The following is a 19752-nucleotide window of genomic DNA, read 5'->3' on the forward strand; positions in this document are numbered from 1 at the left end:
TTCTCCGTGGCCCGCTCGAACTGGCGCCGCTCCTCCTCCGCCTTGATCCGGAGCCAGTCGTCCCGGTTGATGACGCCCTTCTCCAGCAACACGTCCTCCAGCGGCGTGCTCTCCACGGCCAGGCTCCTCCCCTCCGTCGGCCGTTCCCCTTGTGGTTTCGGTAGCTCTTCGTGGCCTTCCGACAGGGACTTCGGCTCGGTCACCGAGACCGGCGGCGCCTGTATCGTCGGCCCCTGGATGACTGTTTCTTCCGCCCTTCCCGTCCCCGGCACGAAGCACCATGCCAGCGCAATCCCGAATGCCATCCCAGAGACAATCCGCTTCGTTCGCTGCCTTCTCTGCCTCATCCTCGCCCCCTCTCCTGCCTGACTTGGATACCGCCGCCACACGGATGGAACGAGCCCGATTGTCAAGGTTGGATGGGGGTTTTACTCAGGAATCATGACGGAGCCATTTCCGGTTTGTTACAAGTTCGTTAACAATCCCTCGCCTTTTGAAAATGGCAGAGGGGCTCAACAGGAACATGAACGGCGGAGCTTTAACAGGGTGTTAACGGGGTCGCGATGGGGTCGTTAACGGAAGCGGCTAGGGTGTAGGGCCGTGCCCCTGGAGATCATCCAGATCATCGAGGACGAGCCCCTGCACGCGCAGTTGCTGGACCACACGCTTCGGGAGGCCCGGTACCGAACCAACGTCGCGCACCATGCACTGACCGGCCTGGACGACGTCAGACGGCTCAATCCGGCCCTGATCCTGCTGGACGTGATGCTGCCCGAAATAGACGGCTACGAGGTGTGCCGGAGGCTGCGGGATGACCCGGGGACCCAGGCCACTCCGATCATCATGATCTCGGCGCTGGGCGGAGAGGAACATCGGCTGGGGGGATTCAGGCTGGGGGCGGACGATTACGTCGTGAAGCCTTTCAGCCCGGGAGAAGTCCTCGCGCGGGTCGAGGCTGTGCTCAGGCGAAGCCGTGCCCCCGCCGCGTCGAAGGAATCCTACCTGAACGGGCAACTGATCCTGGAGGAGAGCCGGTTTGTCGTCTCGCTTCACGGGCAGGCCATCCAGCTCTCCGGTCTGGAATGGTGGCTCCTTCGGTACCTGGCCAGGGAAGCTGGCCGTCTGGTGAGCCGCGAGGAGTTGATCGCGCATCTCTGGGGTGAAGACGGTCTGATCCACGACCACGAGCTCGACCGTCAGATCCAGCAGCTCGGCCGGAAGCTCAACGACGGGGCGCTCTGCGCGGGCAGCATCCTCAGGGCCCCCGGCGGCGGGTACCGGCTCTCGTCCCTCCGGCCGTAGCCTCCACGAAGCGCTCGATCCGGCTCGCGATCTCGTCCCGGACCCGGCGGAAGACTGCCCGGCGTTCCTCCTCGGTTCCCTGGGCCGCCGCCGGATCGTCGAAGCTCCAGTGCAGGACCGTTGCCGCACCGGGGAACACCGGACAACTCTCCCTGGCCCGGTCGCAGACGGTGACGACGTAGGCGAACGTCTCTCCCTGGAACTCTTCGATCCCCTTGGACCGGTGATGGGCGATGTCGAGGCCGATCTCGCGCATGACCTCGACGGCGCCGGGGTTCAGTCCGGCCGGCCGCGTACCGGCGCTGGCCACCTCGAACCGGTCCCCGGCCAGGTGACGCAGAAGCCCCTCCGCCATCTGGCTGCGACAGGAATTCCCCGTGCACAAAAACAGGACGCGTTTCTTCTCTCTCCGCTCGCCATTTTGCGCATCACCCGTCACGCATCACCCATCACGGTTTCCTGAGGGAACCAATGCCGGGTGCGGTTGCACAGGGAGCAGACCGAGAGCATGACCGGCACTTCCACGAGCACGCCGACGACGGTCGCCAGCGCAGCCCCGGATTCCGGGCCGAACAGGGCGATCGCGGTCGCCACGGCCAGCTCGAAGAAGTTGCTGGCCCCGATCAGGGCCCCGGGAGCGGCCACCGAGTGGGGAACTCGCCACAGTTTCATCAGCCCGTAGGCCAGGGACGCGTTGAAGTAGACCTGCAGGAGGATGGGGACGGCGATGAGCAGAACGTGGGCCAGCCGCCCCGTGACGTTGCCGGCCTGGAAGCCGAAGATCAGGACCAGGGTGGCCAATAGAGCCGCGACCGTCACCGGCGCGAAGCGGGGGAGGAGCACCTGCTCGAACCAGTGCCGCCCGTGCCGACGCACGAGCCAGCCGCGCAGCAGGGCCCCGAGGGTCAAGGGGATGACAATGAACGCGACGACGGAGGTGAGCAGCACCGTGAACGGGACGGAGAGGGAGGAGGCCCCGCTCACCAGGAAGCGGACGATCGGCGCGAACAGGACCAGCATGATCAGGTCGTTCACCGAAACCTGGACCAGCGTGTAGGCCGGATCCCCGTCGGTGAGGTAGCTCCACACGAAAACCATCGCGGTGCAGGGGGCCGCGGCCAGGATGATCGAGCCGGCGATGTACTGGTCCGCTTCTTCCGGCGCGATCCAGGGGGCGAAGAGGTGCCGGAAGAATAGCCAGGCGAGCAGCGCCATCGAGAAGGGTTTGACCACCCAGTTGACGAGCAGGGTGATCAGGAGCCCGCGGGGACGGGCGCCTGCCTGCCTCAACGACGAGAAGTCCACCTTCATCATCATCGGCGTGATCATCAGCCAGATGAGGACGGCGATGGGCAGGTTGATCTGGCTGCCCTGGCCCAGCTCCAGGCTCCGGAGCGCCTGGACCGTGGTCGGAGCCCAGGTGCCCCACAGGACTCCGGCCAGCATGCAGAAGCCGACCCAGACCGTCAGGTATCGCTCGAAAAGGTTTAGCCGCTTCGCCGGCGGAGCGGCGGACGCCACGGGCAGCGCAACTTCCATCACCACACCCTTCGTCACGTGTCACGCGTCACCCGTCACGCCTTCGTCGGCTTGCGCGCCCGCACGAAGGCGCTCATGAACTTACCGTCCACCGACGCGGCGACCGCGGCCGTGTCGAGTCCCGCCCCTTGCAGGAATTCCCTGGCGTCCTCGGCCCGGTAGATGCGGGTCGGCTCCACCTCGATGTCGGCAAACCCGGTCGCGGCCAGCTTGTCCCGGTACTCCGACTCCTCCAGCGCGCCGGCCACGCAACCGGCCCAAAGCTCGACGCTCCGGCGAATCTCGGGCGGCACGGAGCCGCGGACCACGATATCGGACACGGCGAGCCGGCCGCCCGGCTTCAGGACCCGGAAGGCCTCGGCCAAGGCCCTGTTCTTGTCCGCGGACAGGTTGATGACGCAGTTGGAGATCACGACGTCCACCGACCCGTCGGGCAGGGGGATCTGCTCGATCTCGCCCTTCAGGAATTCCACGTTCTCCACGCCGGCCTTCCGCTGGTTTTCGCGTGCCAGCTCCAGCATCTCGTCGGTCATGTCCAGGCCGTACGCCCGGCCGGTCGGCCCGACGCGCCTCGCCGAGAGAAACACGTCAATGCCGCCTCCGGAGCCCAGGTCCAGTACGGTCTCGCCCGGATTGAGTTGGGCGAGGGCCGTGGGATTGCCGCAGCCGAGTGAAGCCGCGAGCGCCTCGGCCGGAAGCCCCTCCTTGTCCTGAGCCCGATAGAGGTCGAAGGTGATCGGGTCCCAGTGATCGGTTGAAGAGGCTGGCCCGCAACAGGAGCTCCTGCCGCCTTTCGCCTCCAGCGCCGCCTGCCGGTACTGGCTTCGCACGACCGCCTTGATGTCTTCCTTTCTCATGGTCCACCTCCCAGTCACCACAACAAATTCCGTTGATGGATTCGGGCAAAAAAAGTCACTCACAACAGGAACGGGTCTGCGACCGTCCCGGTGCCCTCCGCTTGTTGAACGACGCCAGCAGGTCCGCGATCTGCTCCAGCGTCTCGCGGTTCAGGGAATAGTAAATCCACCGGCCCTCGCGCCGGTCATTGAGAATGCCCGCGTCCTTGAGCGTCTTGAGATGGAAGGACAAGCGTGACTGCCCGGTCTGGAGCACCTCCGTCAGATCGCAGACGCACTGCTCGCACTCGGCGAGACAGTCGATGATCCGCAGGCGCGTCTCATCCGACAGGGCATGGAACCAGCGGGCGGTTTGATCCAATGAGCGGGTTCCGACGAGAGACATGGCAGTCAATATATCAACCAAACTTGAAATGTCAAGGGCCGAAGGAGACGCTCACTGGAACCCGACGGCCCGGCGACCCTCCCTGGACCTCGACCCAAGGAGTCGAACACGTCCGCGAGCGATCCCCTCCAACAGCTCGGCCAGGTGAGCCGGCAGGACCCTGGCCCGTTTGCGCGCCTGCCGCCAGTCCTTCTCAACCCGTGCGACGGACTTCAGCGCCAGCTTGCGCGCCAGCCGGCGGAACTGGGCCCGTTCCTCGTATTCGCCCAGGACCGACTGGGCATGCTTCAACCACCCGACCATGTCCGGCCGTTCGCCCGGACGGCCGAGCGCCCATTCTTCCTGATACCGGACGGATTTGATCTTGAGCCGCAGCTGATGAAGCCGCTTCCGCTTGGGCTTGGCCTGGGCTTCCTGCACCAGCGTCCGGAGCCCGTCCATGTTGGCCTGCCGCAGCTCGGCCAGCCGGTGGGCCATCCACCCGGCCAGGGTCGGGGTGGGAGGAAGCGCATGCTCGCGCACGAGCCGATCAATCTCTCGATAGACCTGCCGGCGCCGGAGCCTGGCCAGCCTCTTGCGGATCCGTTTCCTGACCAGGCGCAGATCGGAACGGGGAGCGTCCGCTCGGGACAGGTACCGTTCAAAGACGTGAAGGGTCCTGAGCGGACTCAGGCGAGAGACACAGTCGGCCATGACCTCGGCGTTCGATGTCTCGCCAACCAATTCCAGATACGCTTGCAACCGCCTGAGGTGGGTCCGCAGCCGGTGCAGGGTCTTGGACCGGTCATCCCCCTGCGACAATCGCTCGAGGGCGTGGAACACCACGGCCCGGTACCTGGCAGCCCGATCGTCCCCCGGCCGATTTTCAATCGCAACCATTTGAATAAACGTGAGAATTTGACGGAGAGCTTGCGACGGATGGAGAAACCCTAGCACGAACCGGGAAACCGATCAAGGCGCTTCAGCTCCCCCGATGACTTGTGCTAGACTGCCCGTCCCTATGGATTGCCTCCTGTTCAGACACGGCCTCGCCGTGGATCGGGAAGAGTGGAAAGGCCCGGAGCCGGAACGGCCGCTGACCGCCAGGGGGATCGAGAAGACCAGGCAGGCGGTGCGCGGATTGGTGAAGCTGGGGATCACGCCCACGCATCTGCTCGCCAGCCCCTTCGTCCGGGCACTGGAGACCGCCAGGCTGATCCGCGAAGTCTCCCGCGCGCGGGTCGAGCTACAGGCCTGCGAAGAGCTCGTGCCCGACGCTCCGCCGGACAAGCTCCTCCCGCTGCTGGCCAACCTGCCTGAAGACGCTTGCGTCATCTGCGTGGGCCATGAGCCCCACCTGGGCGAGGCGGCCGGAGTCATGCTGTTCGGCAAGCCGGTCGGCGGGCTCTCGCTCAAGAAGGCCGGGGCCTGCTGCGTCCGGTTCGAGCGGGGTCCGAAAATCGGGCAGGGGCTCCTGCGCTGGTGGCTGACTCCGTCCCAGCTCAGGGAGCTGGGGAAAACTTAGTCGCCCGCACGTCCCAGCCGGCCCTCGGCCGGAGCTTCCTCGGCCGGCTCCGCGAGGCGGACCGGCTTCTGCCTCCCGTTCTTGAGCAGGGGCTCGATCTTCGCGCGCAGGAGGTCCTGGATCTCCTCCGGAGGCTTGCGGGCGTCGATCACTTCGAAGGAAAACTCCTCGGCCATCTTGTCGAACTCTTCGATCAGCATGGCCTGGTACTTCTTGAAGCTGTCGTAGAGGTCGGCGCTCAGCTTCAAATCCATCCCGGACTCCCAGTAGTTCATGCCCTTGGTCTCGATGACCCGCAAGGCCAGCGTGTCCACGTCGATGCGCAGGTAGCAGACGAGGTCCGGCACGACCGCGAAGCCGAAGACGTCCCGGATCCACTTGCGGTCTCCGCTCCGCACCGTGTCGCGCGCGAAGGCCGTGTAGATGTACCGGTCGGCCAGAACGATGAAGCCGGACCGCAGGGCCGGGATGATCTGGTGCTCCAGCCGGTCCGCGAAGTCCGTCGCGTAGAGCAGGCTGAAGGACCAACGGTCCAGGATGTTCCCCTGCTTGGCCACCTCGATGGTCTTGGACATCAGGCTGGATCTAGTCCAGCCGGTCGTCACGACCCCGTACCCCTGCACCTCCAGCCATTCCTGGAGCAGCTCGATGTGCGTGGAGCGGCCCACGCCGTCCGTTCCCTCAATCGCGATCAGCTTGCCCTTCAGGTCACTCAGATTTAGGTACGGCAAACCGTCGCCAAAATAGCGCCTCCCGTTTTCCATGCGTGCCCCGTTTCGGCTTGTAGTGCTCGATCGCCTGAGAGACGCGCTGGCGCATCTCGTTCTGCTGCTCTTCGATCTCCTGGGTCGCGTCCATCGTGATCAGCCCGTACTCGTCCACGATCTTCTCGTATTCGGCCAGGATGCGGGACTGGAAGATGCGGAAGCTCTCGGTCAAGTCCTGGCTGAGCCCCATGTCCATGCCGGCTTCGTAGTACTTGAGCTGCGCCCTCGTCCCGCCCAGGAGCCGGCCGATCGCTATCTCGATCGGCACCTTGAAGTAGAAGGCGAGATCGGGCCGGATCGCGAAGTTGTAGAGCTTGCGCACCCAGGCCGGAGAGACCCCGCGCACCGCGTCGCGCGCGAACGCGGTGTACACGTACCGGTCCGCCAGCACGATCATGCCGGCCTTCAGCGGCGGCAGGATGTCGTGGTAGAGCCGGTTCGCGAAGTCGGTCGCGTGCAGCAGGCTGAACGTGGTCGGCGTGAGCGCCTTGCTCTTTTTCCCGCGTTTGGTCGTCTCGCGGACCAGCTCGGAGGAGTTCCACTCGGTGAAGAACACGTTGTAGCCCTTGGCCAGCAGCCATTTCTGGAGCAGCAGCAGTTGCGTGCTTTTTCCGGACCCGTCGATCCCCTCGACGATGATCAGCTTGCCCGGAAACGAATGGGGCTGCTCGAACGTCAACGGCGCCGCGCTCATGGGCTCTCTCCCTCGGGAACGCGGGTCACGAAGTGGACCGGCCGCTTGAAGACCTGCTCAAACAGGTCGGCGCGGCTCTTGGCCGCCCAGATTTCCAGCTCCGGATCGCCCGCCGTCTTGAGCGTGATCGTGACGGGCTTCCCCAGCCTCACCTCCAGGTCCTGGATGACCGAGAAGTGGCTCCGGTCCAGGGCGTCGGCGATGCGCAGGAGCGCGCTCAGCACGTCCAGGACCCGCCGGCTCCGCGAGGACAGGGCCTTCAGCGGGGCGTGGTCGTCCCGAGGCAGGGCCCGCCGGTGGTACCGGGCGACGTTCGCGATCATCTCGATCTCCTCGGCCGTCAGCCCGGACAGGTCGCTGTGCGTGATCAGGTAGTAGGCGTGCTTGTGGTGCTGCCGAGAATTGATGAGATAGCCGATGTCGTGCAGGAGCGCCGCGTACTCCAGCCACTCCCGCTCCCGTTCCCCCAGGCCGTGCAGGGGCTCGGTCTGGTCGAAGAGCCGCCCGGCCAGCTCGGCCACGTGGCGGGAATGGGTCTCGGGGTAATGGCAGCGGCGGGCCAGGTAGACGACGTGGCGCCGGCGGACGTTGGGGATCTCCTGCTCGGCCTTGATCCCTTCCCGGTGTTTTTCGATGAAGTCGTAAATCAAGCCTTCCCGGATCGCCTTGTCGCTGATCGTCAGCTCGTCGTGTCCGATCCGGTCCATCAGGATCCGGAGGACCATGGTGGCCGGCAGCAGCGTGTCGGCCCGCTTGGGGTCCAGCCCCGGAATGGCCAGGCGGGTCTTGAAGCTGGCGTCCCGCAGCAGCTCCTCCACGGCCTTGACCTCTTTCCTGGCGATCCTGGCCATGTTGATCTGGGGAATCGGACGGCCGGTGCGCCGCAGGTAGACGATTTCGGCGAGGTTGGCCGCCATGCCGGAGGTGGCCACCAGCCGGTCGAACTCCCTGGTCCGGAACCGCTGCAGGGCCGCCTTCAACTGCGATTCGACGGCCTGCTGCATCTCCCGCAGCATGGACTTGGTCGGCGGATCCTGCTTGAGGTACAGGTCCTTCAGCCGGATCGCGCCCAGCTTGAGGCTCTGTCCCTGGATCATCCGCCTGGGATTACCGTGAATCAGCTCGACCGAGCCTCCGCCCACGTCCACCACCAGGGTCGAGCGATCGGCCAGGTCCATGCTGTGCCGGACCCCCAGATAGATCAGGCGGGCCTCCTCCTGCCCGGTCACGACGCGGACCGTCAGCCCGGTCTGCCGGGCCACCTCCTCGATGAACTCGCCGCCGTTCTTGGCTTCGCGCACGGCGCTGGTGGCCACCGCTTCGATCCGGTCATAGCCCTTGTTGCGGGCCAGGGTGGCCAGGGTCCGGATCACCTCCAGCCCCCTCGCCATGGCCGCCTCCGAGAGGCGATGCGCCTTGAACGTCCCGTCCCCCAGACGCGTCATGTCCTTGAAACGGTCCAGGATCTTGTAGGAGAAGTCGGACTCGACCTCCGCCAGAACCATGTGGATGGAATTGGTCCCGATGTCGAGGATGGCGAGCTTCGTCATGGATGGCAGCTTAGAGGGAGGGCTGCGCCAAGTCAATCGGCTCTTTTACAAATATATTCAAGTAGTTGCGTTGACGACCGAGCCGCCAGTCCGCGCGGCCCAGTCAGCGGGAACGGCCCTAGCCAGCCGTGTGCCGGATGATCTTGCCTTCGACCAGGTAGACGACCAACTCGGCGACGTTGGTCGCATGGTCGGCGATGCGCTCGATGTATTTGGCGATGAACGTCAGGCGAATGGAACGGGAGATCGTGCGGGGGTCCTCCAACATGAAGGACAGAAGCTCCCGAAACAACTGGTGCGTCAGGTCGTCAACGAAATCGTCGTCCTTGAGGACCTTCCGGGCCAGAGCGACGTCCCCCTTCACGAACGCGTCGATGCTCTCTTTCACCATCGTGCGGGCCCAGTTCCCCATGCGCGGGATGTCGATGTACGGCTTGAGCTGCGGCTCCTCGTTCAGCTCGACGGCCCGCTCGCAGATGTTCTCGGCCAGGTCGCTGATCCGCTCGAGCTCCGTGGCGATCTTCATCGCGGTCGTGATGAGGCGCAGGTCCCGCGCCGCGGGCTGGTGCAGCGCCAGCAGCCGGATGCAATCTTCGTCGATCTCGACGTCCAGCGCGTTGACCTCGTGGTCCCGTTCGATCACCTGCTTGGCCAGGCCGGAGTCGCGGGACACCAGGGCGGAGAGGGCCTTGTTGATCTGATCCTCCGCGAGCGCCGCCATCCGCAGCAGCTTCTGCTTCAGATCGGCAAGCTCGTCGTCGAAATGCCGCTGCATTCAACCCCCGTGATGGGTGATCAGTGATGTGTGATGGGGGCAGTCTCCGTGGGTTTCACCGATCACCCATGACCCATCACCGAATCTCAGCCGAACCGTCCCGTGATGTAGTCCTCGGTCTGCTTCTGGGCCGGATTCGTGAACAGGCGCTGGGTCGGCCCGAACTCCACCAGCTCGCCGAGATACATGAAGGCCGCCCAGTCGGACACCCGCGCGGCCTGCTGCATGTTGTGCGTCACGATCAGAATCGTCACTTTCCGCTTCAACGTCAGCAGCAGCTCTTCGATGCTGGCCGTCGCGATGGGGTCGAGCGCGGAAGTCGGCTCGTCCAACAATAACATCTCCGGGTCCGTCGCCAGCGCCCGCGCGATGCAGAGCCGCTGCTGCTGCCCGCCGGACAGGGAGAACGCCTGCGCCGGCAGCCGGTCCTTGACCTCGTCCCACAGCGCCGCGCTCCGCAGTGCCTGCTCCACCTTTTCGTCCAGCAGGCTCCGCGCGCCCAGGCCGCGCACCCGCAGGCCGTAGGCCACGTTCTCGTAAATGGACTTAGGAAACGGGTTGGGCTTCTGAAACACCATGGCGATCCGCATCCGCACCTCGATGGGATCCATGTCGTGCGACAGGATGTTGCGCTCGTCGGGATAGAGGATGATTTCCCCGTCGTAGCCGTTGCCGGCGTAGAGGTCGTGCATCCGGTTGAAGCAGCGCAGGAAGGTGGATTTGCCGCAGCCGGAGGGACCGATCAGCGCCGTGATCTGGCACTCGGCGATCGGCACGGAGATGGCCTTCAACGCCGGGCGGCCGCCGTAGGAGAAACTGAGCGATCGCGTTTCGGCCTTGAGCGGCTTCGGCCGGTCATGGGATTCGTCCGTATACACGCCGCCTCCTACCACGTGATCCGTTTGCGCACGCGATACCTCAAAAAGATCGCCACCCCGTTCATGGCCAAGGTCATCACGACCAGGATGACTCCCGCCGCGGCGGCGTTCGCGAGAAACTCCGCGCCGGGCCTCGACACCCACGTGAACATTTGAATCGGCAGGACCGTAAACGGCGAGAGCAGCCACTCGAAGGACACGAACGGCGGGTCCGTCGTGAGCGGAGCCGGCGGCAGAAAGGCGATGAAGGTCAAGGCCCCGATCGTGATGACCGGAGCGGTCTCGCCGATGGCCCGGCTCAACGCCAGAATGACGCCGGTCAGGATCCCCGCGGTCGAGTAGGGCAGGACATGATGCCGGACGGTCTGCCATTTGGTCGCACCCAGCGCGTAGGCGGCCTCTCGAATCTCCACCGGGATGGCCCGGATGGCTTCCCGCGTCGCCACGATGACGATCGGAAGGATGAGCAACGCCAGCGTCAGACCGGCGGCGAGCAGGCTCTCGCCCAGACCCAGGAGGTACACGAACAGGCCCAGCGCCAGCAGGCCGTAGATGATGGACGGCACCCCGGCCAGATTCGTGACCGTGACTTCGATCAACTGCGTGAGCCAGTTCTTCCTGGCGTACTCCTCCAAGTAGATCCCCGCCGCGACGCCGAGCGGGACTCCGACGAGCGCCGTCACCAGCATGGTCAGGCTGGAGCCCACCCACGCCGGCAAGATCCCCGCCTGCTCCGCATGGCGGGAGGGAAAGGAGGTCAAGAATTGCCAGTCAATCCGGGCCATCCCCTCGACCACGAGCCGGCCGAACAACAGCACCAGCGTGAGGACTCCCACGGCAAGGGAGAGCAGCCCCAGGGCCATGAACATCCGTTCGGCGACCTTACGCCGGAGCAGGGACCGTCGCAGCGGTGTGGATGCGGTGCCCGGCATCAATAGACTTCCCGGAACCGTCTGCGCATGAGATGGCCCAGAACGTTGAAGAGCAGGGTCATGAGCGCGAGGACGAGGCCGGCCGCGAAAATGCTCTGGTACCCGATGCTGCCGTGCGGCAAATCACCAAGCGCCACCTGGACGATGTAGGCCGTGATCGTCGCCGCCGGCTCCATCGGATTCCACGTCAAGCTCGGATTCTGGCCCGCCGCGATCGCCACCACCATCGTCTCGCCGACCGCGCGCGAGACCCCCAGGACGTAGGCCGCCACCAGGCCGGACATCGCGCCCGGCACCACGACCCGCAAGGCGGTTTGCAGACGGGTGGCGCCCATGGCGTACGAACCCTCCCGCAAGGTCATCGGCACCGCGCGCATGGCATCCTCGCTCAACGAGATCACGAACGGCATGATCATGATGCCGATGACCAGACCGGGCCCGAGCATGTTGAAGCCGGGCAGATCGGGCCAGAGGACCTGCAACGACGGAGTGACGACCAGGAGAGCAAAGTATCCGTACACGACGGTGGGCACGGCGCCCAGGAGTTCCAGCAGGGGTTTGATCAGCTCGCGCAGGCGCGCCGGGGCGAACTCGGAAAGGTAAATCGCCGCAACCGTGCCCAACGGGACCGCCACCAGGAGCCCCACGCCGCTGGTGACGAGGGTCCCCGCCAGCAGCGGCAGGATGCCGTAGCGGGGGTCCGCGAACAGCGGCGTCCACAAGGTATCGGTCAAGAAATCCTTGAGCGAGACCGTACGGAAAAAGCCAACAGACTCGTAGAGCAGGACGGCCACGATCGTCACGGTCGTGGCGACGGAGGCCAACGCGGCGAGGAAGAGTGCCCCCTCGATCAGCCGCTCGTGAAGCCGGTGTCGGCGGCGTCGGGCAAGGGCCGGCGTTTCGGTGCGCGGCTCTGTCATCCGAACCGTCTCTTGCGCGACGAGCAGCGACTCATCCATCCGACGCACACCCCCTCGGGTTCCTGCGATTCCACCAAATCGAAGCAGCGGCCAGGCGCCGCCCAATGTTTAGAGCTTCGGCGGACGATTCAGGATTTCTTCCACCGCCAGACCGACTTCCGGGACGCCGCCGAATCCGGTCCCGAGCTGCCCTTTTCTGAAGCGCTCCAACCCCATCGCGTACGCCCTGTCCGGCAGGGGGAGATAGTTCACCTCCGCAATCAATTTGGGCCCTTCGGTCAGGTAATATTCGACGAACTCCCGGATCTCCGCCCGCCTCGCCGCTTCCTCCTTCACGTAGATGAACAGCGGCCTCGACAGCGGCTGGTAATTGCCCCTGGTCACGTTCTCGAGGCTCGGCAGCACCGGCCCCTTTCCCGCGTCAATGGCCAAGGCCTTCAGCCTGTTCGCGTGGGACGAGTAATAGGCGTAGGGGATGTAGCCGAGCGCGTGCTTGTTGCTCTCGATTCCCTGGACCAGCACGTTGTCGTCCTCGCTGGCGGTATAGTCGCCCCGGCTGGCTTTCGTCTTGCCGACGATGGCTTCGGTGAAATAATCGAAGGTCCCGGAATCGGGCCCGGCCCCGAACAGCGCGAGCGGCGCGTCCGGCCAGCCCTGACGCACCTGGCTCCACCTGGCGATCTTGCCCTGCGCGGCCGGCTCCCAGATTTTCTTGAGCTCGGCGACGGTCACCGAGGTGACCCAGGTGTTCTGGGGACTGACGGCCACGGTCAACGCGTCGAAGGCGATGGGCAGCTCGTAATACTTGATCCCGTTCGTTCGGCACAGCTCCATTTCCTCTTTCAGGATCGGGCGCGAGGCGTTGGCGAGGTCCGTCTCGCCCCGGCAGAACTTCTTGAACCCTCCGCCGGTGCCGGAAATGCCCACGATGACCCTGGCGCGGCCCCGCTTGGCCTTCTGGAATTCCTCGGCGACGGCCTCGGTCGGCGGGTACACCGTGCTCGATCCGTCGGCTCTGATAAGGGCGCCTTGGTGCGATTGGCCGGAAAGCGACCACAACCAGAGCGCCGCGATAACGACCGGGATCCCGATTATACCCTTGACGGTGCGGCCTGCCATCCTTCCCTCAGTCCGCTTCTTCGTCGCGCTTCGTCCGGCGCAACCATGGAAACAAGCATGGGACTCCCCTGGTTACAGCGAGATGTGCAACGTGTTAAGGGCACGTTAAATCGAGCGCGGCGCTCAGGTTGAGCAGTAAGTGCACAGCAGGTGAATCATGGCTCTCACCAGGGTTGAGAGCAGAGCGAACAGGCCCATGTAAATCGCCCACGCGGCAAAGACCTGCTTGAGCGCCTGCCCGAGGCCGGCGGGCCCGGAGCCGTTCGATTCCCGATGTTGTTGGAACACAAAGATAAATTCTATGCTTAGCGTGGCCAGACCGACGATCAGCAGGAGATAGACGAAGTCCCAATCAACCATGGCCTGTGCGCGCGAGAGACCCGTCATTTCCGTCCGGACACCGGGCTCGCGTGCAGCTCGGCATAACGGGAGTCCGGCCGGACCGGAGACAGCTCATAGGAGAAGCCATGACGACGGAGAATGATGTCGCCCCGGCGGCTGAGCGAGTCAATCGCGAGAAAGATCTCGCTCCAGCTCAGCTCGGTCAACGTATCGGCCAACTGCTCGATGGTCAGCGATTCGGATTGACTGAGGGCTTCCAGCACAAGGGCTTCTGGGCGGGGTCGTTCAGGATTCATGACGCAGGCTCCTTCCCGCGAGAAGATCGAGGAGGGGAGGCTCACCCGACGGCGCGGGCGACCTCCCGGTGGATCGCCAGCGACAGGTCGTTGCTGGCGTTCCGGTACAGGGGACAGTGCCGGTGGCGCCCCGTCGTGCAGTAGTCAATGCGCTCGATCGTGCTCGGCTCGAAAGGCACGATGACCGCGATGCAGAGCGAGGTCGCTCCGGTCGTCCGTTCCTCGATGAAGTGAGGACATCGCATCGGCGTTCACCTCCTTTCTCTTCTCTTTCCTCCCGCTCGGCACCCGGCACCCCCGGGGGGCACAATCCCGGGGGCCTCGGGCTCACAGGAGAATCTGACAGTGCCCACCATACAGGCCCGGCATGTCGGTCGGGTTAAGGGCCAATTGCGGCCGTGTAAATTTTTCAACCCGCGTTCTTCATGACGGTTCGTCGCGAAATCGCGCAGTCGCTTGGCGAGACGGGCGCGTGGAGATGCGAAGGAGGGAAGCGTGTTCCCAGCAGCACGTTGACCGACTGAGCGGCGAGCCCGCCCGCTTGGCCGCCTGAAAGACGCGGCCAGGTTTGTCGCAGCCGCGAATCCGCGATTGCAGTAGAAGCGTTCATGAATAATGCGGGTTACGGTCAGCCCGAATCCCGGCCGCCCTCGCCGGGAAACGGGGAGAACCGTACGGCCAGGACGCGAACGGCGCCCAGCGTCAGGAGGATCCCGCCGAGCACGGCCAGCTCCACCAGGTGTTCGCCCTTGAACCACTGGGCGATCACCTCGGTCAACATGACCACCAGGATCGTGTCCACGATGAACGTCACCTTCACCCGCCCTTCGGCGAAGTAGGTGAGGGTGGTCTTGAACACCTCGACGACGGCGAGGAGGATCAGCGTGTCAATGATCACCTGGCGGAGCGCCACCTCGACCGGACGGCTGAAGAGCAGCCGCAGATCGAGGAACGTCTTGACGACCCCGCCGGCCAGCCCGACCAGGATCGTGAGGATCAGGAGGCTGAGGACCAGCTTGATCCCTTTCGTCCAGACCCGGGTCAGGTCCAGCTCGGCCGTCAACCCCATGGCCCGAACGAGCCAGGCCCCGCGCGAAGGTCCGTGGGACATTGTGGAACCGACCGACTCCGTCATGGCTCAGAATTCGTCAATCGCGACCGGGTGGAGCAGGTCCCGCACCGACAGCACGCCGACGATGGAGCCGAAGCGGAGGACCGCCAGGTGGCGGGTGCCGTTCCGCTCCATGAGGTCCGCCGCCTCGGTGATCGGCCGGTGCTCGTCAATGCCGACCACTGGGCTGCTCATGATCTCGCGGACCGGAATCAATCGCGCCGGCCGACCCGGTCCGACGGCTTGCCGCACGATATCCGTCTCCGTGACGATTCCGACGATCCGGCCCTGTTGCTCGACGAACACGCTCCCGATTTTCCGGTCCTTCATCACCTGGGCAGCGTCCGAGACCGAGGACAGGTGCGATACCTTCGCCAGATCCTGTTTCATCAGATGTCTCGCGGTAATCATGATTCCTCCTTTATGCGCGGTGGTTGGTCACGGTTCCACCTTGACCATGGACAGCCTCCCGTCCCGCTTCCTGATCCGCAGCAGCGGATAGAAGGATTTCCGCTTCATCCCCAGCAGGGTGGCCACCGCATAGAGTAGGGGAGCGAACAGGCCCGCCAACAACACGAGCAACGTGACGAACTCCATGGCCGACACCTCCTTGATTCGACGTGGGCAGTCTAGCTCAGGACTGTTCCTCGCAGTTCAACATCATGTAAGAGTCTGGTAAATCTTCCGGGCTGACAGGCAGGCACGCAAAGTTAACAAGTCTGTAACATGGCCTGGAGAATTCTGAAATCCATGGCGAGCAACATGCCTATCAGATCAAGATTTCTTGAATCGGCTTATACCGTGCTTCTCTCAGGCTCCTTCGAGGACAGTGATGTGAGAACTCATCTACACGCTGAGCTAAATACCGTTCGCGTGATCGCACTCACCCAGATGACAAGCATTGACCGAGGCTCTCGGGGGATCACGTTCAACGACCCACCCAGGAGGTTGCAATGAATGGCCACGCAATGCGGTTAGCCAGTGCGCTGTACGCCTTGTTTGTTCTTGGGCTGACCGCCGGTGCCAGAGCCGAGCACGACGGCGTCAACGGAAAGCCCGTCGTCGAGCCGGAGATCGCTTCTTACGCGCCGAGAACCGACCTGTCCGGACGCATTCTCACCATCGCCGGCTCAAACACGATGCAACCCTTGCTGGCCAAGCTCGCCAGCGGGTTCACCAAACACCATCCGGACGTCCGGATCGTGGTTGAGGATGTCGGCTCGGACGAAGCGATCAGGGAATTCATCATCGGGTACTCGCTGCAGCGCCGCGGGGAGAAGGCCCGTAAGGGAACCGACGGGGCCACGGAGCTCAACGTGCTGGCCTCCTCGCGCGAGCTGACCGAAAAGGAGATCAAGGCCTTTACGACCACGAACGGCTATGCGCCTCTCGCCATTCCCATCGCGATGGATGCGGTGACGATCTATGTCCATCGCAGCAATCCGGTGCAAGGACTCACCCTGGCTCAGGTTGATGCGATCTTTAGCGTGCACCGGAAGCGGGGATTCCCGGAAGAGATCAAGACCTGGGGGCAGGCCGGAGTGCAGGAGGCTTGGCACGATCAACCGATCCACCTCTACGGAAGGGACAAGGACTCAGGCACTCGCCGGTTCTTCCAAGCGGTCGCCTTGCTCGATGGGGATCTGAAGGAGGAGGTCAAGGAGCAGCCGGGCTCTGCGTCGGAGATCCTGGCCATCGCCCGCGATCCGTTGGGCATCGGATATGCCGGGGTCGGATTCCAGAGTTCGCTCGTCCGCAGGGTCCCGCTGGCCGAAGATGCGGGAAAGCCCTTCGTGAAGGCCAGCACGGATTCCGTCCTGGATGGCAGCTACCCGTTGCGGCGGCACCTCTACCTGTACGTGGACAAGGCTCCCGGCTCCAAGCTCGACCCGATCATCGAGGAGTTCCTCAAGTTCGCGAACAGCCGCGAAGGACAGCAGACCGTGGTGCAGGCGCAACTGTATCCGCTGTCCAAGAGGGAAGTCGCCAACAATCTGGCGGCGCTCTCCGGCGGACCCGTAGCCGTTTCCATGCAGAATGGTTTCTCATCGCGCTGAGAAGTGAAGGATCACGGATCGAGGGGATATCGCATTCCGATCGAGGGTCGGTCGGAGGAACCGCGTTCCTCCGACCGATCGCTTGATCGGTCCTCCTGCCTTTGGCTGCTTGCCGTAACGGGATGTCTGGCAGTTGCCAGCCTCACCGCCTGCGAGTCAACTCCTCAACACCGCCTCGCGTACCAGGACCAGAGCACGATGGTTCAACTGAGGAACGATCCGCTGGCAGGCTCCGGCCACAGCCATCCGACCAAGGTGACCGCCGGGCGGATGACCCAGATCCTCCGGGGCGTTCGCGTCCAGAGACGGGGAGACCCTGTCCTGGGCATCGTGACGGGAAAACCGGAAGAGGTGCCGGCCTTCTCGTCCTCAGAAATCCCGGCCTTGGCCGGTGCCTTGAGCCAGGCGCTGGCCACCGCTTCACCCCACGAGATGGTGGCCTTCTATCGCCGGTACTCCGACGCCAGCGTCAGCGTGGGGGTCACGTCCGGGGGACTCTTCATGGAGGGGCACCAACTCTACTTCGTGCTCGCCAACTTCCGAAACCGTCCCTCGGACGTGATGAGCCAGGCCGTGGCAACGGAGTTCGATCCTTCATCCGATCCCCTCATGTCGCTCAAGGCCCGCTCGTTTGCGGTCAGGTTCCATCCCCCCGGAGCGCTCGTTTCATCCGACTTCCCCCTCGTCTGGAAGTATGTGGATCCCGGCAAGTTCATCGTGGTGGATCTCGATCGCCTGCCCCCTGAGACGGAACTTTCCGCTTCCACCCCGCTTCGCTGAAGCATGACGCACCGGCTCCGGCAGACAGTGGGGATTGGCTTGCTGGGGCTGCTCGCCGCGCTCACGGGCTGCGGCACGACCGTGACCGTGAAGGCGACCGCTCAGCAACCATCCGTCACCTTGACCGGCCAGCGCATCTATGTCGCCGTCAATGACCAGGGAGCGAGCCCTTACTTGAACCAGCACGTCAGGAGGCAGCTCAAAAGAGCCTTGACCGCGCGTGGAGTCCGGGAGACAGAAAAGCCCGAAGAAGCAGCCTATCGGCTGGAATTCTCCTACGGCGTGGACGGGGGAGAGCCGGAGCCGAGCACGGCTCCTCCGGCCAGACTGATGAACCAGATAACCCGTCAGTATGAGGTGGTCTATTCACCTCCCGGCGAGGTCCAGTACGCGAAACGTCTCAAGCTGCGCCTAGTCCCGATCGCCGATCCGAGCAGACCGGCGTGGATCGGAGAAGCGACCAACGTCGGCGAGTCCAACGACCTTCGAGACGTCGTGGATTTCCTGATCGCTGCTGGCATCGAACAACTGGGACGTGAGACCGGGAGCCCCATCGCACGGCGATTCTGGCCTCTCAGCGATCCGATCGGATCAATGAAGCGGGAATAGGTGCGCTGGCCTGCCAGAAAATTTACACGGACGTAACAGGGCAATGACACGTTCGCAATCCTCGCCCCTTATGATGCTCACGGAAAGTGAGGGAAGCTGAAGCCTTCGTCCAGACGGCGACCGGCTCACACCCAATCATCCGCAATCCATAGGAGGAAGGACATGCCGAAACTCAACGGAAAGAAGCTGAACAGGCATCCTTGGACGCTCTGGACGATGGCGACAGGCCTGGTGAGTTTCCTGTCCATGGCGCTGCTACCCGGATCGGCCTTCGCCGAGCATCCTGGAATCACTCAGGCCAACCCGAAAGTTGATCCCCAGGTGCAGGCCTATTCGTCAACCCAAGAGCTGTCCGGTCGTCTGACTATCGCCGGCTCGGACACGATGCGGCCGCTGCTGGTCAAGCTCGCCGGCGAGTTCACGAACTATCATCCCGGCGTTCGTATCATGGTCGAAGGAATCGGATCACGGGAAGCGATCAAATCGTTCGTTTTCGGTTACTCCCTGCAGCGCCGCGGGGAGAAGGCCCGCAAGGGACACAACGGCGCCTCCGAGGTGAACCTGCTTGCGTCGTCCCGAGAGCTGACGGAAAAGGAAATCGAAGCCTTCGCGTCTACGAACGGCTACGTGCCCCTCGCCATTCCCGTTGCCACGGACGCGGTCACGGTCTACGTCCATCGGGACAATCCGATCGAAGGGATGACGCTGGCACAGATTGACGCGATCTTCGGCACGGCTCGCAAGCGTGGATATTCAGAAGACATCAAGACCTGGGGGCAGGCGGGGCTTCGGGACGGTTGGCAGCGCCAGCCGATCCATCTGTACGGCAGAGACAGCAATTCCGGGACTCGGGACTTCTTCAGGACATCCGCTCTCCTGGATGGAGACCTGAAAGACGAGATCAAGGAGATGCCCGGATCGGCCTCGGAGATCCTGGCCATCGCCCGTGACCCGCTGGGCATCGGCTATGCCGGCACCGGATTTCAGACCTCGTATGTCCGTGCGGTCCCCGTGGCTGAGGATCAGGGGAAGCCCTTTGTTGCACCCGATAGAGACTCCGTGTTGAGCGGACGCTATCCGCTGCGTCGGCAGCTCTACCTCTATGTGGACTCGGGCGACCGCAATGCGGTGCTCGACGAATTCCTCAAGTTCGTGAACAGCCGCGAAGGCCAGCAGACCGTCGTCAGGGCCAATCTCTACCCCCTGTCCAAGGGCCAGATCGAGAGCAACCTGGCCGCGCTGGAGGGTGGAACGAAGACCGCCTCGATCCCGTCCGGCTCCAGCTCCAACTGACCTCCTCACAGACGGCGCAGGACGGGGTGAAACCCGTCCTGC

The 19752-nt window shown here is 64.1% G+C and carries 26 protein-coding genes; 6 read left to right on the forward strand and 20 right to left on the reverse strand.

The annotated features are described in order from the left end of the window. A partial coding sequence (locus AB1411_16685; GenBank protein MEW6545227.1) for a hypothetical protein occupies positions 1-305 on the reverse strand: 305 nt, incomplete at its 3' end. Between the two features lie 295 nt (positions 306-600). Between AB1411_16685 and AB1411_16690 the strand changes: the two genes are divergently transcribed. Further along, positions 601-1302 (forward strand): response regulator transcription factor, encoded by a 702-nt coding sequence (locus AB1411_16690; GenBank protein MEW6545228.1) that lies wholly within the window; start codon positions 601-603, stop codon positions 1300-1302. Here the strand turns inward: AB1411_16690 and AB1411_16695 are convergent. Genes AB1411_16695 through AB1411_16715 form a run of 5 tightly spaced genes read right to left on the reverse strand, consistent with a single transcriptional unit; the run spans position 1256 to position 4962 of the window. Continuing rightward, on the reverse strand, positions 1256-1741 hold the full coding sequence (locus tag AB1411_16695; GenBank protein ID MEW6545229.1) for an arsenate reductase ArsC: 486 nt from the start codon (positions 1739-1741) through the stop codon (positions 1256-1258). The genes AB1411_16690 and AB1411_16695 overlap by 47 nt on opposite strands. After that, positions 1738-2841: an ACR3 family arsenite efflux transporter gene (gene arsB, locus AB1411_16700; protein MEW6545230.1), complete on the reverse strand. Its 1104-nt coding sequence runs from the start codon at positions 2839-2841 to the stop codon at positions 1738-1740. The genes AB1411_16695 and arsB overlap by 4 nt, the downstream gene beginning before the upstream one ends. 35 nt (positions 2842-2876) lie before the next feature. Beyond that, the gene (locus AB1411_16705; protein ID MEW6545231.1) at positions 2877-3698 is read right to left on the reverse strand and encodes an arsenite methyltransferase; all 822 of its coding nucleotides are present in this window, start codon (positions 3696-3698) and stop codon (positions 2877-2879) included. 55 nt (positions 3699-3753) lie between these two features. Beyond that, positions 3754-4083: a metalloregulator ArsR/SmtB family transcription factor gene (locus AB1411_16710; GenBank protein MEW6545232.1), complete on the reverse strand. Its 330-nt coding sequence runs from the start codon at positions 4081-4083 to the stop codon at positions 3754-3756. A 51-nt stretch (positions 4084-4134) separates the two neighbouring features. Continuing rightward, the gene (locus AB1411_16715; GenBank protein MEW6545233.1) at positions 4135-4962 is read right to left on the reverse strand and encodes a CHAD domain-containing protein; all 828 of its coding nucleotides are present in this window, start codon (positions 4960-4962) and stop codon (positions 4135-4137) included. A gap of 121 nt (positions 4963-5083) precedes the next feature. Here AB1411_16715 and AB1411_16720 point away from each other — a divergent pair, with 121 nt between their 5' ends. Continuing rightward, a complete protein-coding gene (locus AB1411_16720) occupies positions 5084-5587 on the forward strand; it encodes a histidine phosphatase family protein (GenBank protein ID MEW6545234.1) in 504 nt (167 codons plus the stop codon). Here the strand turns inward: AB1411_16720 and AB1411_16725 are convergent. From AB1411_16725 to AB1411_16790, 14 genes are all read right to left on the reverse strand, one after another. Beyond that, positions 5584-6351: a thymidylate kinase gene (locus AB1411_16725; GenBank protein MEW6545235.1), complete on the reverse strand. Its 768-nt coding sequence runs from the start codon at positions 6349-6351 to the stop codon at positions 5584-5586. The two genes, AB1411_16720 and AB1411_16725, sit on opposite strands and share 4 nt — an antisense overlap. After that, on the reverse strand, positions 6296-7048 hold the full coding sequence (gene tmk, locus AB1411_16730; GenBank protein ID MEW6545236.1) for a dTMP kinase: 753 nt from the start codon (positions 7046-7048) through the stop codon (positions 6296-6298). The genes AB1411_16725 and tmk overlap by 56 nt, the downstream gene beginning before the upstream one ends. Next, positions 7045-8598 carry a Ppx/GppA phosphatase family protein gene (locus AB1411_16735; GenBank protein ID MEW6545237.1) on the reverse strand — a complete coding sequence of 518 codons (1554 nt, stop codon included), beginning with the start codon at positions 8596-8598 and terminating at the stop codon, positions 7045-7047. Before AB1411_16735 ends, tmk begins: the two co-directional genes overlap by 4 nt. Before the next feature lie 118 nt (positions 8599-8716). Next, on the reverse strand, positions 8717-9373 hold the full coding sequence (phoU, locus tag AB1411_16740; protein MEW6545238.1) for a phosphate signaling complex protein PhoU: 657 nt from the start codon (positions 9371-9373) through the stop codon (positions 8717-8719). Positions 9374-9459: 86 nt separating this feature from the next. Then, positions 9460-10251, reverse strand: coding sequence for a phosphate ABC transporter ATP-binding protein PstB (gene pstB, locus AB1411_16745; protein ID MEW6545239.1), 792 nt, complete (start codon positions 10249-10251; stop codon positions 9460-9462). 8 nt (positions 10252-10259) lie between these two features. Continuing rightward, complete coding sequence (gene pstA, locus AB1411_16750; GenBank protein MEW6545240.1) at positions 10260-11183, reverse strand: phosphate ABC transporter permease PstA; 924 nt, start codon at positions 11181-11183, stop codon at positions 10260-10262. Continuing rightward, a complete protein-coding gene (gene pstC / locus AB1411_16755) occupies positions 11183-12103 on the reverse strand; it encodes a phosphate ABC transporter permease subunit PstC (protein ID MEW6545241.1) in 921 nt (306 codons plus the stop codon). The genes pstA and pstC overlap by 1 nt, the downstream gene beginning before the upstream one ends. Positions 12104-12211: 108 nt before the next feature. Then, on the reverse strand, positions 12212-13222 hold the full coding sequence (locus AB1411_16760) for a PstS family phosphate ABC transporter substrate-binding protein (protein MEW6545242.1): 1011 nt from the start codon (positions 13220-13222) through the stop codon (positions 12212-12214). Positions 13223-13345: 123 nt separating this feature from the next. After that, on the reverse strand, positions 13346-13609 hold the full coding sequence (locus AB1411_16765; GenBank protein ID MEW6545243.1) for a hypothetical protein: 264 nt from the start codon (positions 13607-13609) through the stop codon (positions 13346-13348). Next, on the reverse strand, positions 13606-13860 hold the full coding sequence (locus tag AB1411_16770) for a hypothetical protein (protein ID MEW6545244.1): 255 nt from the start codon (positions 13858-13860) through the stop codon (positions 13606-13608). Before AB1411_16770 ends, AB1411_16765 begins: the two co-directional genes overlap by 4 nt. A gap of 41 nt (positions 13861-13901) precedes the next feature. Beyond that, positions 13902-14105: a hypothetical protein gene (locus AB1411_16775; protein ID MEW6545245.1), complete on the reverse strand. Its 204-nt coding sequence runs from the start codon at positions 14103-14105 to the stop codon at positions 13902-13904. A gap of 383 nt (positions 14106-14488) precedes the next feature. Further along, on the reverse strand, positions 14489-14971 hold the full coding sequence (locus tag AB1411_16780; GenBank protein ID MEW6545246.1) for a phosphate-starvation-inducible PsiE family protein: 483 nt from the start codon (positions 14969-14971) through the stop codon (positions 14489-14491). Between the two features lie 27 nt (positions 14972-14998). Next, positions 14999-15382 carry a CBS domain-containing protein gene (locus AB1411_16785; GenBank protein ID MEW6545247.1) on the reverse strand — a complete coding sequence of 128 codons (384 nt, stop codon included), beginning with the start codon at positions 15380-15382 and terminating at the stop codon, positions 14999-15001. 27 nt (positions 15383-15409) lie between these two features. Further along, on the reverse strand, positions 15410-15568 hold the full coding sequence (locus tag AB1411_16790; GenBank protein ID MEW6545248.1) for a hypothetical protein: 159 nt from the start codon (positions 15566-15568) through the stop codon (positions 15410-15412). A 356-nt stretch (positions 15569-15924) separates the two neighbouring features. Between AB1411_16790 and AB1411_16795 the strand changes: the two genes are divergently transcribed. The 4 genes from AB1411_16795 (at position 15925) to AB1411_16810 (ending at position 19710) form a co-directional block, all read left to right on the forward strand. Then, positions 15925-17028, forward strand: coding sequence for a PstS family phosphate ABC transporter substrate-binding protein (locus AB1411_16795; GenBank protein MEW6545249.1), 1104 nt, complete (start codon positions 15925-15927; stop codon positions 17026-17028). Positions 17029-17226: 198 nt separating this feature from the next. Continuing rightward, positions 17227-17808: a hypothetical protein gene (locus tag AB1411_16800; GenBank protein ID MEW6545250.1), complete on the forward strand. Its 582-nt coding sequence runs from the start codon at positions 17227-17229 to the stop codon at positions 17806-17808. A gap of 27 nt (positions 17809-17835) precedes the next feature. Further along, entirely contained in the window at positions 17836-18417 is a 582-nt protein-coding gene (locus AB1411_16805; GenBank protein ID MEW6545251.1) for a hypothetical protein, read from the forward strand. A gap of 162 nt (positions 18418-18579) precedes the next feature. Further along, positions 18580-19710, forward strand: coding sequence for a phosphate ABC transporter substrate-binding protein (locus AB1411_16810; protein MEW6545252.1), 1131 nt, complete (start codon positions 18580-18582; stop codon positions 19708-19710). The last annotated feature ends 42 nt before the right edge of the window (positions 19711-19752 follow it).

Source organism: Nitrospirota bacterium (assembly GCA_040757595.1).
Taxonomy (GTDB): domain Bacteria; phylum Nitrospirota; class Nitrospiria; order Nitrospirales; family Nitrospiraceae; genus JBFLWP01.

Bases quoted from the DNA above. Each gene is read 5' to 3' on its own strand.
- arsB (MEW6545230.1), bottom strand. From the start codon at position 2,841: ATGGAAGTTGCGCTGCCCGTGGCGTCCGCCGCTCCGCCGGCGAAGCGG.
- AB1411_16705 (MEW6545231.1), bottom strand. From the start codon at position 3,698: ATGAGAAAGGAAGACATCAAGGCGGTCGTGCGAAGCCAGTACCGGCAG.
- AB1411_16710 (MEW6545232.1), bottom strand. From the start codon at position 4,083: ATGTCTCTCGTCGGAACCCGCTCATTGGATCAAACCGCCCGCTGGTTC.
- AB1411_16715 (MEW6545233.1), bottom strand. From the start codon at position 4,962: ATGGTTGCGATTGAAAATCGGCCGGGGGACGATCGGGCTGCCAGGTAC.
- AB1411_16720 (MEW6545234.1), top strand. From the start codon at position 5,084: ATGGATTGCCTCCTGTTCAGACACGGCCTCGCCGTGGATCGGGAAGAG.
- AB1411_16725 (MEW6545235.1), bottom strand. From the start codon at position 6,351: ATGGAAAACGGGAGGCGCTATTTTGGCGACGGTTTGCCGTACCTAAAT.
- tmk (MEW6545236.1), bottom strand. From the start codon at position 7,048: ATGAGCGCGGCGCCGTTGACGTTCGAGCAGCCCCATTCGTTTCCGGGC.
- AB1411_16735 (MEW6545237.1), bottom strand. From the start codon at position 8,598: ATGACGAAGCTCGCCATCCTCGACATCGGGACCAATTCCATCCACATG.
- phoU (MEW6545238.1), bottom strand. From the start codon at position 9,373: ATGCAGCGGCATTTCGACGACGAGCTTGCCGATCTGAAGCAGAAGCTG.
- pstA (MEW6545240.1), bottom strand. From the start codon at position 11,183: ATGCCGGGCACCGCATCCACACCGCTGCGACGGTCCCTGCTCCGGCGT.
- pstC (MEW6545241.1), bottom strand. From the start codon at position 12,103: ATGACAGAGCCGCGCACCGAAACGCCGGCCCTTGCCCGACGCCGCCGA.
- AB1411_16760 (MEW6545242.1), bottom strand. From the start codon at position 13,222: ATGGCAGGCCGCACCGTCAAGGGTATAATCGGGATCCCGGTCGTTATC.
- AB1411_16765 (MEW6545243.1), bottom strand. From the start codon at position 13,609: ATGACGGGTCTCTCGCGCGCACAGGCCATGGTTGATTGGGACTTCGTC.
- AB1411_16770 (MEW6545244.1), bottom strand. From the start codon at position 13,860: ATGAATCCTGAACGACCCCGCCCAGAAGCCCTTGTGCTGGAAGCCCTC.
- AB1411_16775 (MEW6545245.1), bottom strand. From the start codon at position 14,105: ATGCGATGTCCTCACTTCATCGAGGAACGGACGACCGGAGCGACCTCG.
- AB1411_16780 (MEW6545246.1), bottom strand. From the start codon at position 14,971: ATGTCCCACGGACCTTCGCGCGGGGCCTGGCTCGTTCGGGCCATGGGG.
- AB1411_16785 (MEW6545247.1), bottom strand. From the start codon at position 15,382: ATGATTACCGCGAGACATCTGATGAAACAGGATCTGGCGAAGGTATCG.
- AB1411_16790 (MEW6545248.1), bottom strand. From the start codon at position 15,568: ATGGAGTTCGTCACGTTGCTCGTGTTGTTGGCGGGCCTGTTCGCTCCC.
- AB1411_16795 (MEW6545249.1), top strand. From the start codon at position 15,925: ATGAATGGCCACGCAATGCGGTTAGCCAGTGCGCTGTACGCCTTGTTT.
- AB1411_16800 (MEW6545250.1), top strand. From the start codon at position 17,227: ATGGTTCAACTGAGGAACGATCCGCTGGCAGGCTCCGGCCACAGCCAT.
- AB1411_16810 (MEW6545252.1), top strand. From the start codon at position 18,580: ATGCCGAAACTCAACGGAAAGAAGCTGAACAGGCATCCTTGGACGCTC.